This is a genomic window from Flavobacterium sp. GL_143 (assembly GCF_057834355.1).
The window spans coordinates 1,840,471-1,854,920 of sequence record NZ_CM174401.1; the positions used below are offsets into that span (position 1 = coordinate 1,840,471).

Annotated in this window: 10 protein-coding genes; 7 read left to right on the plus strand and 3 right to left on the minus strand. The window is 33.2% G+C overall.

Annotated features, from left to right (window positions below):
* Nucleotides 1-32: 32 nt before the first annotated feature.
* The gene (locus tag AC3IPI_RS07970; protein WP_489158258.1) at nucleotides 33-779 is read right to left on the minus strand and encodes an electron transfer flavoprotein subunit beta/FixA family protein; all 747 of its coding nucleotides are present in this window, start codon (nucleotides 777-779) and stop codon (nucleotides 33-35) included.
* Between the two features lie 474 nt (nucleotides 780-1,253).
* Here AC3IPI_RS07970 and AC3IPI_RS07975 point away from each other — a divergent pair, with 474 nt between their 5' ends.
* The 5 genes from AC3IPI_RS07975 to AC3IPI_RS07995 all read left to right on the plus strand — a co-directional run bounded on the left by AC3IPI_RS07975 (nucleotide 1,254) and on the right by AC3IPI_RS07995 (nucleotide 9,003).
* Complete coding sequence (locus tag AC3IPI_RS07975; protein WP_039112484.1) at nucleotides 1,254-2,234, plus strand: pyruvate dehydrogenase complex E1 component subunit beta; 981 nt, start codon at nucleotides 1,254-1,256, stop codon at nucleotides 2,232-2,234.
* 63 nt (nucleotides 2,235-2,297) lie between these two features.
* The gene (locus AC3IPI_RS07980) at nucleotides 2,298-4,799 is read left to right on the plus strand and encodes a DUF5686 and carboxypeptidase-like regulatory domain-containing protein (RefSeq protein WP_489158260.1); all 2,502 of its coding nucleotides are present in this window, start codon (nucleotides 2,298-2,300) and stop codon (nucleotides 4,797-4,799) included.
* Between the two features lie 295 nt (nucleotides 4,800-5,094).
* A complete protein-coding gene (locus AC3IPI_RS07985; protein ID WP_489158262.1) occupies nucleotides 5,095-5,694 on the plus strand; it encodes a DNA-3-methyladenine glycosylase family protein in 600 nt (199 codons plus the stop codon).
* A gap of 110 nt (nucleotides 5,695-5,804) precedes the next feature.
* Nucleotides 5,805-6,335: an inorganic diphosphatase gene (locus AC3IPI_RS07990; protein WP_035619852.1), complete on the plus strand. Its 531-nt coding sequence runs from the start codon at nucleotides 5,805-5,807 to the stop codon at nucleotides 6,333-6,335.
* A gap of 112 nt (nucleotides 6,336-6,447) precedes the next feature.
* The gene (locus AC3IPI_RS07995) at nucleotides 6,448-9,003 is read left to right on the plus strand and encodes a sodium-translocating pyrophosphatase (protein ID WP_039112481.1); all 2,556 of its coding nucleotides are present in this window, start codon (nucleotides 6,448-6,450) and stop codon (nucleotides 9,001-9,003) included.
* Nucleotides 9,004-9,096: 93 nt separating this feature from the next.
* Here the strand turns inward: AC3IPI_RS07995 and AC3IPI_RS08000 are convergent, their stop codons facing one another.
* Nucleotides 9,097-9,711, minus strand: coding sequence for a deoxynucleoside kinase (locus AC3IPI_RS08000; RefSeq protein ID WP_039112480.1), 615 nt, complete (start codon nucleotides 9,709-9,711; stop codon nucleotides 9,097-9,099).
* Entirely contained in the window at nucleotides 9,711-10,514 is an 804-nt protein-coding gene (locus AC3IPI_RS08005) for a hypothetical protein (RefSeq protein ID WP_489158265.1), read from the minus strand. Before AC3IPI_RS08005 ends, AC3IPI_RS08000 begins: the two co-directional genes overlap by 1 nt.
* Nucleotides 10,515-10,767: 253 nt before the next feature.
* On the opposite strand from AC3IPI_RS08005, the gene AC3IPI_RS08010 reads away from it, so the two are divergent.
* Complete coding sequence (locus AC3IPI_RS08010) at nucleotides 10,768-11,676, plus strand: GLPGLI family protein (RefSeq protein ID WP_489158267.1); 909 nt, start codon at nucleotides 10,768-10,770, stop codon at nucleotides 11,674-11,676.
* Between the two features lie 15 nt (nucleotides 11,677-11,691).
* On the plus strand, nucleotides 11,692-14,379 hold the full coding sequence (locus tag AC3IPI_RS08015) for a carboxypeptidase-like regulatory domain-containing protein (protein ID WP_489158269.1): 2,688 nt from the start codon (nucleotides 11,692-11,694) through the stop codon (nucleotides 14,377-14,379).
* Nucleotides 14,380-14,450: the final 71 nt, after the last annotated feature.

Here is a 14,450-nt window from a genome sequence, read left to right on the forward strand (position 1 = left end):
TGTAACTGAAAACGGTGACTAAAAACTGATTACTAGATTACTTTCGCCTCGTTGTGTAATAAATTAATTAACTCATCTAAATTGTCTGGAGAAACTAATTTTACTGCAGATTTTGGAGCTGGTTTTTCAAATTTAACCACTTTAGTATTTACAGGAGCATCAACTGGTTCAAGAATTGCTAACGCTTTTGTTCTTGCAGTCATAATTCCTCTCATGTTCGGGATACGTAAATCTTTCTCTTCAACTAATCCTTTTTGACCACCAATAATTAATGGTAAAGATGTGCTTACAGTTTCTTTTCCACCGTCAATTTCACGAACCGCTTTTACGCTAGTTCCGTCAACAGTTATATTTGTACAAGAGTTTAAAAAGTTATATCCTAAGATTCCAGAAATCATTCCAGGAACCATTCCACCATTATAATCTAATGATTCTTTTCCAGCAATTACTAGATCGTAACCACCAGTTTTGATAACTTCTGCAAGTTGTTTTGCAACGAAGAAACCATCAGTTGGGTTTGCATTGATACGAATTGCTTCGTTTGCTCCAATTGCTAATGCTTTACGTAAAGTTGGTTCAGTGTCAGGACCTCCAACATTTACTACAGTAACTGTAGCGCCTTGTTGCTCCTGAAACCAAATTGCACGTGTTAGGCCAAATTCGTCGTTAGGATTAATTACATATTGTACGCCGTTGGTATCAAATTCTGAATCACCATTGGTAAAGTTGATTTTTGAAGTAGTATCAGGTACATGACTGATGCAAACTAATATTTTCATAAGTATATATTTTATTATTTCTAAATACGTTTCCACAAATTTAGAAATATAATCCGAATAATTTACTATGCACGCATAATATTTTAGAAAACTATTACGTTTTCGTAAAATGGGACTTGAATTTTGAATAATGTTGCTTTTTATGCCTGAAAAGGTGGTTATTAAGCAAATATTTATGACTTAAAAAGAATCAATAGTAAATGAAAAAAAGAAATATTGGAGTCTTTTTTGCTGAATTTTATTTCCTTAAAATGGAATTTCTAACAAAATAAAAAATAAATAAGAAGGGTATAACTATTTTATAGTGTAATATATCGATTTCGTAACTGGAAAATTTTGATTGTCAAAAGTTAAAGTTCTAGTAAAACATCCATATAGCAAGTACTTCTTGTTTTTTAAACTAAATTTATGCATTTAAGTAATTTAAAATATTTATTTTTGCTTTTCAGAAAATTACAACATACAATATAAAATATGAGAACAATACAATTTAGAGAGGCCATTTGCGAAGCGATGAGTGAAGAAATGCGTCACGATGAATCCATATATTTAATGGGCGAAGAAGTTGCAGAATACAACGGTGCATACAAAGCATCAAAAGGAATGCTTGCTGAGTTTGGCGAAAAAAGAGTAATTGATACTCCAATTGCAGAACTTGGATTTACAGGAATTGCAGTTGGATCTGCAATGAACGGTTGTCGTCCAATTGTAGAATATATGACTTTCAACTTCTGTTTAGTTGGTATTGATCAAATTATAAATAACGCTGCTAAAATGCGTCAGATGACAGGAGGACAATTTAATGTGCCTATCGTTTTTCGTGGACCAACTGCTTCAGCAGGTCAATTAGGAGCAACACACTCTCAAGCTTTAGAGAACTGGTTTGCAAATACACCAGGACTTAAAGTTGTAGTTCCATCTACTCCTTATGATGCAAAAGGACTTTTAAAATCAGCTATTCGTGATAATGACCCTGTAATCTTTATGGAGTCTGAGCAAATGTATGGTGATAAAGGAGAAGTTCCAGACGGAGAATATACAATTCCTCTAGGAGTTGCTGATGTTAAACGTGAAGGAACTGATGTAACAATCGTATCTTTTGGAAAAATTATCAAAGAAGCATTTATTGCAGCAGATGAATTAGCTAAAGAAGGTATCTCTTGTGAGATTATCGATTTAAGAACAGTTCGTCCAATGGATAAAGATGCAATCTTAACTTCTGTTAAAAAAACAAACCGTTTAGTAATTCTTGAAGAGGCTTGGCCATTTGCAAGTATATCTTCTGAGATTACATATATCGTACAAGAACAAGCTTTTGATTTTCTTGATGCGCCAATACAACGTATTACAACTGCAGATACACCTGCACCTTACTCTCCTGTATTGCTTAAAGACTGGTTGCCAAATTCAGGTGATGTCATAAAAGCAGTTAAGAAGGTAATGTATAAAAAATAAGAAAATTAACAATACTAATAAAACTTCATCATTTTCTTATTTGATGAAGTTTTTTTTTGGATTATGAAAAGAATAATTGTACTCAGTCTATTTTTCTTATTCGCATTTGTGAATAGCATTTTTGCACAAACAAAAGTGAGTGGAATCGTCTTAGATAAATCCAATCAACCGATTCCGTTTGCAAACGTAGTTTTTAAAGGAACCAATATAGGAATTGTTTCTAATGAAGATGGACGTTTTTATTTAGAATCGGCAAACACTTATACTACAATAATTATTGCATCGGCAGGTTTTTCTGAAAAAGAAATTACTTTAGAGAAAGCAGTAAACTACAACTTTAAAGTTGTCTTGAATGAGGCCGAAAGTTTAAATGAAGTAGTAATTTACACTGGTAAAACTTCTAAAAAAAATAATCCTGCGCTTGACATCCTTAGAAAAATCTGGGAGCGAAAACGTAAAAACGGATTATACCAGTTTAAACAATACCAAATGGAGAAGTACGAAAAAGTGGAATTCGATATGAATACCATTGATAGTGCCTTCATGAAAAATAAGATTTTTAAAGGAATGGAATTCATCTTTAAACAGGTGGATACTTCTAAAATTACAGGAAAAACATATTTACCTATTTTTATAAATGAATCTTTGTATGATGTATATGGAGATAATAATATAAAGAAAGTAAAAGAGATAATAAAAGGAAGTAAGACTTCTGGGTTTAATAACAACCAGCAAATATTATCTTTTGTAAAAGACCTATATTCTGAATACAATATTTACGACAATCACCTTACATTCTTTGATAAAAGCTTTACAAGCCCATTATCTACAACAGGAATCGATGTGTATAACTACGTTTTAAAAGACAGTACATTTATCGATAACAAATGGTGTTATAATATCGTGTTTTATCCAAGACGTAAAAACGAATTAACTTTTAAAGGAGATTTTTGGGTAAACGATACCACATTTGCAATCAAGAAAATTAATATGGCAGTTACAAAAAGTGCCAATATTAACTGGGTAAAAGATATTTATATCGAGCAAGAATTTGATGTAGTAAGTGATTCGATCTTTCTTCTTACGAGAGATTATATGATGTCGGATTTTGCATTAAACAAAAAAGAAAGTTCAAAAGGTGTCTATGGAAAAAGAACGAGTTCTTATAGAGATCATAAATTTAATATATCAAAACCAGCAGCTTTTTATAAAGAAGAAGTTAACTATATAGATAATGAAGTTTATAATAGGCCTGATGAATATTGGGAAGAAAACCGATTCGAAAAACTGACAAAAGACGAGCAAGGTGTTTATAAAATGCTCGATACATTGCAAACGGTCAAGAAGTTTAAGCAATTGTATAGCTTAGTTTCGATACTTGGTAGCGGATATGTAGAGTTTCCTAAGTTTGATTACGGACCAATATTCTCCACCTTTGGATATAACGAAGTCGAAGGAGTTCGTGTACGAGTAGGAGGAAGAACTTATTTTGGACCAAATGATCCGTGGCGATTACAAGCATATACCGCATATGGTTTTGAAGATAATAAGTTTAAATATGGAGTTTCGGGAAAATGGATGGTCGATAAAAAGAATCGTCTTATAATCTCGGGAGGAAACAGGCGCGATGTAGAGCAAATTGGAGCTAGTTTAACTACGACCAATGATGTTTTAGGTCGAAGTTTCGCTTCATCAGCATTGTTCACAACAGGAAGCAATGGGAAATTAACAAACATTAATTTAACCAATGTTGCTGCCGAAATCGAACCAATCAAGAACCTAACATTTCAGGTAGGATTATCATATCGTACATTAGAGTCAGCATCGCCAACTTTTAGTTTAGATTATTACACAACTTTGCCTACCGCTACAAATCCTGCGGGAGTTATAGAAAGTGAAGTAAAACAATCCGAAGCAAATATTCAGATAGAATACACTCCAAATCGTAAAACAATTGGTTTTGGGGTTGAAAGAAATAACGTTGACAGTCCGTTTAGTAGATTCTTTATTAATTACAGCCACGGATTTAAAGGCGTACTGAATAGCGATTTTAAATACGAAAAAGTTCAGTTGTATTACAAACAACCAATTATTATTGGGCCTCTTGGACGTACGAATCTTATCTTAGAAACAGGAAAAACATTCGGAACAATTCCGTTAGGATTAATGAGTGTAATCCCGGGTAACCAGACTTACTTTACAATCGAGAATACATTTAGTAACCTGAATTTTTATGAGTTTGTAACCGATCAATACACGACTTTGCAATGGGATCATAATTTTGGCGGACGACTTTTTGCTCGAATTCCATTTATGCGTAAACTTAATTGGAGAGAAATTATTGGTGCCAAAGCAGTTTACGGAACAATCTCTGATGCAAACAGAGCAATCAATGCATCGGGCTTAGTTTACAATGCACCCGAAAAAGTGTATTGGGAGTACAGCGCGGGAATCGGAAATATTTTTAAAGTATTCCGTATCGATTTCTCTTGGAGAGGAAGTTATCTAAATACACCAGATGCTAATAAATTTGCAGTAAAAGGATCTTTCGGATTCTATTTCTAATATTTAGATTAAAAAAATAATCTCGTAAAAACGCCAAGTCACTAAGTTTAATTTCTTAAGACCTGGCGTTTTTGTATGATTAATAATTTGTTTCACGCAGATTAAGCAGATTTATTCTTTTTGCAGAGCTAATTAAAGATCTCTTTAATCTGCCAAATCTGCGTGAAAAGAAAACTTTGCGAGATTTTTTAATTAATTTTAGGAGCTATTCCCGCTATCCGTTTCAATCTTTTGTTTTTTAAAGAAAAAAAACAAAAGGATTTCCACTTCTATCGGGGCTAAAAAACTCACAGGTATGCAAGAAGCAATCGATTATCTTTCAGATAAAAGTCCAATTTTTCAGGCAATCATACAAGAATATGGCTTGCCACCAATCCCGAAGCGACCACAAGGATTCGAAACATTGGTTTTGCTTATTCTAGAGCAGCAAGTATCTATAGATTCAGCGAAAGCTACATTTTTAAAAATTAAAGCATATACAACTTGTAATCCCGAAACATTAGTAATCTTACCCGATGAAGAATTTCGTACCTTGGGTGTAAGCCGACAAAAAACAGCATATATTAAAATATTAGCTTTAGCGATATTAAATAATGAAATCAATATTGAAAGCCTTGCTGCCAAATCAGCCAAAGAAGTTCGTGAGGAACTTATAAAACTAAAAGGAATCGGGAATTGGACCATCGATATTTATTTGATGTTCTGTCTTCAGGAGCCCGATTTAATTCCGCTTGGAGATATAGCTGTCGTAAATACAATCAAAGAATTGCTTGATATTCACGACAAAACAGAGATGGAAAACCTTACCTCGCAATGGAGTCCATATCGTTCTTATGCTACATATTTGCTTTGGCATTATTATTTAAAGAAAAGAAAAAGAACTATTACCTATTAACTGCCTGTTTTTTAAAAGAAAAGTGCATAGATTAATGGATTTTTTCATTGTAAAAAAGGATTCTTTAACTACTTTTGCAATCGAAATTATAGAAAAAATAAAAAACGAAAATGACCGCAGACAAACTAACAACTTTCGATGTATTAATCGAAATACCAAGAGGAAGCAGAAATAAATATGAGTACGATTTTGAAATAAAAAGAATGCGTTTCGACAGAATGTTATTCTCTTCAATGATGTACCCAGCCGATTACGGATTTATTCCTGAAACTTTGGCTCTTGATGGTGATCCACTAGATGTATTAGTTCTGGTAAATGAGCCTACTTTTCCTGGATGTGTTATGGAAGTAAAACCAATCGGTGTTTTCCATATGGCAGATGATAAAGGACCAGATGAGAAAATTATTTGTGTACCAGTTTCTGATCCAATCTGGAATTCATTAGAAAACCTTTCGGATATTAATCCACACTTATTAAAAGAAATCGAACACTTCTTCCAGGTTTATAAAGATCTTGAAAACAAACAAGTAGATGTAGAAGGTTGGGGAGATGTAACAGAAGCATTTAATATCATTGCAGAATGTACTAAACGTTTTAATGATATCGAAAATAAACCAGAGGGATTATTTAGTATTAAATAATTTTTATCCTATTCTATTATAAAAAAAGCAGCACTTAGATAAGAGTGTTGCTTTTTTTGTTTAAATTCGTTTAGTTACATTACTAATACTAACCAAAATACCATTAAAAATTATGAATGCATTTATGATTTATTTGCCAATTGTTATGGCAATTATAGGATTACTTTTCATGGCAATAAAAAGGACTTGGGTGTTAAAACAAGATGCTGGCGATGGCAAGATGAAAGCCATTTCGGACCATATTTATGAAGGAGCATTGGCTTTCCTGAAAGCCGAGTATCGATTGCTTACCTTTTTTGTAATTGGAGCAAGTATTGTTTTAGCGGGAATTTCATTTATAGTTCCCACCACACATATATTAATAGTAGTAGCTTTTATTTTCGGAGCATTTTTCTCTGCTTTAGCTGGGAATATGGGAATGAAAATAGCAACCAAAACCAATGTTAGAACCACACAAGCAGCAAGAACTAGTTTGCCACAAGCATTAAAAGTATCTTTCGGTGGAGGAACCGTTATGGGATTAGGAGTTGCCGGATTAGCTGTTTTAGGGTTAACCGGTTTTTTTATAGTATTTTTTCAGGTATTTATGGGTGGAGTTTGGACTTCATCTGAAGATATGACAAAAGTTCTGGAAACATTAGCAGGATTTTCATTAGGAGCCGAGTCGATTGCATTATTTGCAAGAGTAGGTGGAGGTATTTATACTAAAGCTGCCGATGTAGGTGCTGATTTAGTTGGTAAAGTCGAAGCTGGAATTCCAGAAGATGATCCTCGTAATCCAGCTACAATTGCAGATAACGTGGGTGATAATGTGGGAGATGTTGCAGGAATGGGAGCCGATTTATTTGGTTCGTATGTTGCTACAGTTTTGGCAGCAATGGTTCTGGGTAATTACGTAATAAAAGATATGGGTGGGAATATCCAAGATGTTTTTGGAGGAATCGGACCAATTTTATTACCAATGGCAATTGCTGGTTTCGGAATTTTGTTCTCTATTATAGGAACGACATTAGTAAAAATTACAGATGATAATGCAAAAGAAGCACAAGTACAAAAAGCATTGAATATAGGAAACTGGGTTTCGATTGTTCTAACTGCTATTGCTTGTTATTTTTTAGTACAATATATGTTACCAGAAACCATGCAAATGAGTTTCTTTGGAGAAGGTTCTAAAGATATTTCTTCAATCAGAGTATTCTATGCTACCATTGTTGGATTAATCGTAGGAGGAGCTATTTCTTCAGTTACCGAATATTATACAGGATTGGGTACAAAACCAGTATTGGCAATTGTACAAAAATCAAGTACAGGCGCAGGAACAAATGTTATTGCAGGATTGGCAACAGGAATGATCTCTACATTTCCTACTGTACTTTTATTTGCTGCAGCAATCTGGATATCTTATGCATTAGCAGGATTTTATGGAGTGGCATTAGCAGCATCTGCAATGATGGCAACAACAGCAATGCAATTAGCAATTGATGCTTTTGGACCAATATCTGACAATGCTGGTGGAATTGCTGAGATGAGCGAATTACCAAAAGAAGTTCGTACAAGAACAGATATTCTGGATTCAGTAGGAAATACTACAGCAGCAACAGGAAAAGGATTTGCAATTGCTTCGGCAGCATTAACTTCATTGGCACTGTTTGCGGCGTATGTAACATTTACAGGAATTGACGGAATTAATATTTTTAAAGCACCAGTTTTGGCAATGCTTTTTGTGGGAGGAATGATTCCTGTAGTTTTCTCAGCTCTGGCTATGAATTCTGTAGGGAAAGCAGCGATGGATATGGTGTACGAAGTGCGTCGCCAGTTTAGAGAAATTCCAGGAATCATGGAAGGAACTGGAAAACCAGAATACGCAAAATGTGTAGATATTTCGACTAAAGCCGCTTTACGCGAAATGATGCTTCCAGGAATCTTAACGATTGGTTTTCCTATTGCGATTGTTCTTTTAGGGAAATTAGTTTACGGAAGCAACAACCAATTAATCGCCGAAATGTTGGGTGGTTATATGGCTGGAGTTACAGTTTCGGGAGTTCTTTGGGCAGTTTTCCAGAATAATGCAGGAGGAGCTTGGGATAATGCAAAAAAATCTTTTGAGGCAGGAGTGCTTATTAATGGAGAAATGACCTATAAAGGCTCGGATGCGCATAAAGCAGCCGTAACAGGAGATACAGTTGGAGATCCATTTAAAGATACATCAGGACCATCGATGAATATTTTGATAAAACTAACTTGCTTAATCGGGTTGGTAATTGCTCCGATATTAGGCGAAGGACATTCGGCTTCGGGAATGGCAGAAGGAGGTTCTTGTTGTGCTAAAACAGAAATGCATGGCGGACATTCTAAATGCGATATGTCTAAAATGGCAACAATGACCAGAGAAGAATGTGCACAAATGTGTAAAGAAAAAGGATGCAGTCCAGAAGAAACAGCAAAATGTTTAGCAAACTATGATGCAAACGGAAAATACCTTCATAAAAAAACGGATTGTTTTGATACAACTAAATACACTAAAACGGATGCGGTTCGTGTAGAAATTGTAAACGTGAATGGTCAGGTTGTAGGAACGGTTAGAACGACAACAAATGGTAAAGTAGATGAAAAGGTTTTTAAAGGAACAGCAGATGAGGTTAATGCTCAAATTGATGCTTTGAAATAATAAAATGACTTATCAATCTTAAATACTTACACTTTGACAAAGTCCTAAATATAAAAAATGCCTCTAATAATTTAGAGGCATTTTTTTTATGTTTTAAAACAATCCGTTTAGTTCGGCATCAATTCTATTAATGATGTCTCCTAAATCTTCAGGATTATCAACAAAGTTTATGTTGTCAACATCTATAATCAATATTTTTCCTTTAGTGTATGTTTGAACCCAAGCTTCATATCTTTCGTTCAAACGACTTAAATAATCAATAGAGATAGAGTTTTCGTATTCGCGACCGCGTTTATGAATTTGTCCTACTAAGTTAGGAATAGAACTTCTTAGGTAAATTAATAAATCGGGTGGTTTTACCAATGTTTCCATTAGTTCAAACAATGAAGTGTAATTCTGGAAATCACGACTAGTCATTAATCCCATAGAATATAAGTTGGGAGCAAAAATATAAGCATCTTCGTAAATGGTTCTGTCCTGAATAACTTTTTTACCGCTTTCGCGAATTTGTTGCACTTGGCGAAATCGGGTATTTAAGAAATAGATCTGCAAGTTAAATGACCAACGCTCCATTTGATGGTAAAAATCATCTAAATATGGGTTGTCGACAACTTCTTCAAAGTTGGGTTCCCATTTAAAATGTTTAGCCAGTAATTTGGTTAGAGTTGTTTTTCCTGCGCCTATGTTTCCTGCTATTGCTATGTGCATTACGGTATTATGATTTTATAATTTGTAATTCCTTCAATTGTAAAAATAGATAAAATTTGGTCTTTGTAATAGAAATTACCAAACGTTTTTTCTGAAATTTCAATTTGCAAAGGATCTCCTGATTCGGGGGTACTGATGTCTTTAAAAAACAACAAATTAGCTTTTTTGTAAATGTATTGATTGTTGTTAAGAATCGTCAAAGCATCAAAATCGGGTATTTTCCCAAAAGCAATAACTTTGCCGAAGATGTCACAAGAAAACCAATTGTTCTTTTCGTCTACCCAATAAAAAACGTTGAAATTCGATTGATAGTATTTTATATTTCCTGAAAGTGGAGTTGAAACAGTTTTGTACTCATCCTTTAAATAGTTGTAAAGACCAATTTGCTGGTTTAATGTATTGTAAATCCAGAGCTGGTTTTGGGAAGCAATCCCAACTCCAGAAGCGAGGATTGGGGTTGTATTTTTAGAAAAATTAATTCGGCTAGTTTCATTAAACTGATTATCTAGTAAAACCACAGTATTGAAATCTTCATAAAATAAAACAACTTTAAGCGGATTTTCTAAATCAGCTTTGGTAATCTTTCCTAAAGAGATGTTTTTATATTCGTAGGCATCTTTACCGTTTGTCTTTATAAAACGGTTGTCTTTTATTAAATATACAAAGCCAAAAGTATCGGTTCCTGAAAATTGATCAGCATCAAAAGTTATACTATTTACCGTAGTTATTTGGATTTTCTTATCCTGAGAAAAAGCTGCTGAAAAGGAGCAAATAAGAATCAGAAGTATCAAGTTTTTATACATTGTTGTTTTGGTTTTAATAACTCTGATTTTGAATAGGCCAAATTACAAAAAAACTCAATTGCTATTTGCTTTAGCATAAATATTTGGACTAGGAATGATTATGCAGCACTACTTTTTTAGGAATATCTTGTTTAAAGCCACATTTGTCTATCGTTTCAGGCAATTGATATATTAGTTTTTTTAGACTTTAAGATTAGTAATAGCTTTGGTTAATAATCTAATAATTAGATAGAAACATTTTAAAGATAGCACTATGATGAATAAAATATTTTTTACACTTATTGTGATGTTTGGATTTTATCAGGCACAGGCACAAAAAGACTTTCAGGGAATGGCAATTTATGAGTCTAAAACACAAGCTCCAAAATTTAATGGAATGCAAGGCAACAGAGATATTACTCCCGAGATGCAAAAAGACATGGAAGAGCACATGAAAAAAATGCTCGAAAAAACATTCATACTTAATTTTGATCAGTCAGCTTCGATTTATAAAGAAGAAGAAAAGCTAGATATGGGAGGACAAGAAGGTGGAGGTTTTAGAATGATGGGTTCTATGATGGGCAGCGGCGGAACTTTTTATAAAAATGTAAAAGCTAAATCGTATACCGTTGATAAAGAATTTATGGGAAAAGAATTTCTAGTCGTGGATTCATTGCCAAATATAAAATGGAAACTAGAGGGTGAAACCAAGCAAATAGGAGGTTACACATGTTATAAAGCCACGATGGTTAAAACAGTTAATGAAGCAGATATTAGAAATGTTAGACCCAAGAATCCTGATATTAAAAATGAAGAATCAACAAAAGTAGAGAATCCTAAGAAAGAAGAGAAAGGAACAAATTTCATGGAGAGTTTTGACGTTCCTAAAGATATAATTGTAACTGCTTGGTATACGCCAGATATACCTATAAACCAAGGTCCTGAGAATTATTGGGGTTTACCAGGTTTAATATTAGAAATTAATGATGGGAGAACCATTATACTATGCTCTAAAATTGTTTTGAATGCAAAAGATAAAGTTGCAATAAAAGCACCAACAACTGGTAAAATAACTTCTCAGAAAGCATATGATGAAATTGTAATAAAGAAAATGAAAGAATTTCAGGAAATGCATCCTAATCGTAGCAGATCAGGCGGAGCAGCAACTCTTATAGTTAGATAATTTATTCAAATTATAATGAAAAACATACTCTCATTTTTTACTCTTTTGGTTACAACCATATCATTATCTCAAAGTATTAAATACGATGGATTTATTTTGGATGAAAAGAAAAATCCGTTAGAAATGGCCAATATTATGGCTGTTAATATAGGAACCAAAGCAATGGATTCGTACGGAATAACCAATGATAAAGGAAGGTTTCAGTTGAGTTTAAAACCAAATTCATCCTACAGCATAAAAATTAGTTATCTCGGAATGAAATCTAAAGAGATAATAATTACAACACAATCTATAAATATTTCTCAGAATATTGTTTTGGATAACCTCGGGATAGAACTTGAGGGAGTCGAGATTGTGCGCGAAATGCCAGTTTCGATAAAAGGAGATACGATTGTATATAACGCAGATTCATTTAAATCTGGAACAGAAAAAAAACTAGAAGATGTTTTGAAAAAACTACCAGGAGTTGAGGTAAACGCTGATGGTGAAATAGAAGTAGAGGGCAAAAAAGTTTCTAAATTAATGGTCGAAGGCAAAGATTTCTTTGATGGAGATACAAAACTAGGAGTCAAAAACATTCCCGCTGATGCGATTGATAAAGTACAGGTGCTAAGAAATTATAATGAAGTTGGCGCATTAAAAGGATTAGAGAATGATCAGGATAATGTAGCCATGAATATTAAACTTAAAAAAGGAAAGAATAATTTTTGGTTTGGAGATATGACTGCCGGAATAGGAGTTGGCGAACTCGATAGTCGGTATGTAATTAACCCAAAAGTGTTTTATTATAGCCCTAAATATAGTATTAATGTGATTACCAATTTTAATAATATAGGCGAATTGCCTCTTACAATTCAGGATTATTTTAAGTTTACGGGCGGTTTTAGGAGTATGATGAAAAAAGGTGGAAGTAGCTTTGATGTTTCTTCTAATGATTTAGGAATTTCGCTTTTGCGAAATAATCGAGCAAAAGAAATCGAAACCCAATTTGGAGCTACTAATTTTACTTATAACGTTACTAAATCTTGGAGTTTAAGTGGTTTCGGAATTATTTCTTCAGCTACGACCGACCTCGAAACTAAATCTCAAATCTCAATACTAGAATCTGGAGATCAACAAAAAAGTGATGAACTAACGCATCAAAAAAATAATCTGGGACTGTTCAAATTAAGTTCGACTTATAAACCAAACGCAAAATTTCAGTTTGATTATGATGTTTTAACAAAACTATCCAAACAAGAAGAGAATAGTAATTTGTTGCGAGAATCGATTGTAGATAATACGACTACAACCGAGAATATATTTACAAAGAAAAAGCAAGATCCAACATCTGTCAATCAAAATCTGAGTTTGTATTATACCAAAAACGACAAAAATATTTTTGCTTTTGAAGCCCAGTATTTATATCAGGATGAGAACCCGTTTTATAATGCCAATTTGCACAGTCAGCCGTTTGATTTATCGGGATATATTTCAGGTCAGGACAGAAATGATTTGAATCAGAATCGGTTTGTGAAAACAAATAAACTAGATGCTAAATTTGATTACTATTATATGGTAACTCCTAAGAGTAATATTAACGTGACGATTGGGAACACGTATTCTCATCAAAATTTTAATTCTCATATTTTTCAAATCTTGGATGATGGCACAACCAATGATTTAAATGCTGCAGAAAATAATAATCAGGTAAATTATAATTTTAATGATGTGTTTTTAGGAGTACATTATAAAATTCTGGCAGGTAAATTTACTTTTACTCCAGGTGTGAGTGTACATTCGTATAAGATGGAAAATAACCAATTAGGTTCTGGTTATTCACAGAATTTCTTTAGAGTTCTACCCGATTTGTTTGCTTTGTATCAGATAAAAAAATCAGAAACATTAACCTATGATTTCTCATTGACAAATAATTTCACCGATATTAATCAGTTGGCTTCTGGTTACGTTTTGTCTAATTATAGTAATTTGTTTCAAGGGAATAGATTCTTAGAGAATGCAACTTCTCAAGTACATTCTTTGCGTTATTTTAAATACAATATGTTCAATTTTGAAAATATTTTTGCCGATGTAACCTATACTAAAAAAGTAGATGCTGTAAAAACGAAGTCTGATTTTGCAGGAATAAACCAATCTTCGATGCCTTATAATTCTAATTTAGCCGACGAAACTTTTTCAGGATTGGGAAGTTACGGACGTTCATTTTTAAAGAACTATAAAGCATCCGTAAATGCGAGTTTAAACTGGTCTAAGTTTAATAATATCCAGAACGACTCCCCTTCAGTAACCGAAAGCTTTAGCCAAAATTATACGGTAAAAGCAGCTACAAATTATAAAGATTTGCCTAATCTAGAATTTGGTTATACTTTCTTGGTTAATGAATATAGTGGTTCTACTTATTATACAGATAAACCTTTTGCTAAGCTGGATTACTATTTTTTAGAAAGTTTTTCTTTTGTTGCCGATTATGAATTTTACCATTATTACAGTAAGAATAAGACAATCGATAACGAATACGATTTTTTAAATGCTAGTTTGGTTTACCAAAAAAAGGATAGTAAATGGGAGTATAAAGTCTCGGCTACCAATTTGTTAAACACAAAATATTTAAATGATGATAGTTTTTCGCAGTTTTCTACCAGAGTTTCGCAATACACAGTTCAGCCTCGATATATAATCTTTTCGATGAAATATAATTTGTAGTTGTTTGTGTGTTAATTCTTTTTCATCCTAAAAAAAGAAGATATATTTGTGTAGCTTATTAATAATTAATT

Excerpts from the sequence above, each read along its gene's own strand:
- AC3IPI_RS07975 (WP_039112484.1), top strand. The coding sequence starts at position 1,254 with ATGAGAACAATACAATTTAGAGAGGCCATTTGCGAAGCGATGAGTGAA.
- AC3IPI_RS08005 (WP_489158265.1), bottom strand. The coding sequence starts at position 10,514 with ATGTATAAAAACTTGATACTTCTGATTCTTATTTGCTCCTTTTCAGCA.
- AC3IPI_RS08010 (WP_489158267.1), top strand. The coding sequence starts at position 10,768 with ATGATGAATAAAATATTTTTTACACTTATTGTGATGTTTGGATTTTAT.
- AC3IPI_RS07995 (WP_039112481.1), top strand. The coding sequence starts at position 6,448 with ATGAATGCATTTATGATTTATTTGCCAATTGTTATGGCAATTATAGGA.
- AC3IPI_RS08000 (WP_039112480.1), bottom strand. The coding sequence starts at position 9,711 with ATGCACATAGCAATAGCAGGAAACATAGGCGCAGGAAAAACAACTCTA.
- AC3IPI_RS07980 (WP_489158260.1), top strand. The coding sequence starts at position 2,298 with ATGAAAAGAATAATTGTACTCAGTCTATTTTTCTTATTCGCATTTGTG.
- AC3IPI_RS07990 (WP_035619852.1), top strand. The coding sequence starts at position 5,805 with ATGACCGCAGACAAACTAACAACTTTCGATGTATTAATCGAAATACCA.
- AC3IPI_RS08015 (WP_489158269.1), top strand. The coding sequence starts at position 11,692 with ATGAAAAACATACTCTCATTTTTTACTCTTTTGGTTACAACCATATCA.
- AC3IPI_RS07985 (WP_489158262.1), top strand. The coding sequence starts at position 5,095 with ATGCAAGAAGCAATCGATTATCTTTCAGATAAAAGTCCAATTTTTCAG.
- AC3IPI_RS07970 (WP_489158258.1), bottom strand. The coding sequence starts at position 779 with ATGAAAATATTAGTTTGCATCAGTCATGTACCTGATACTACTTCAAAA.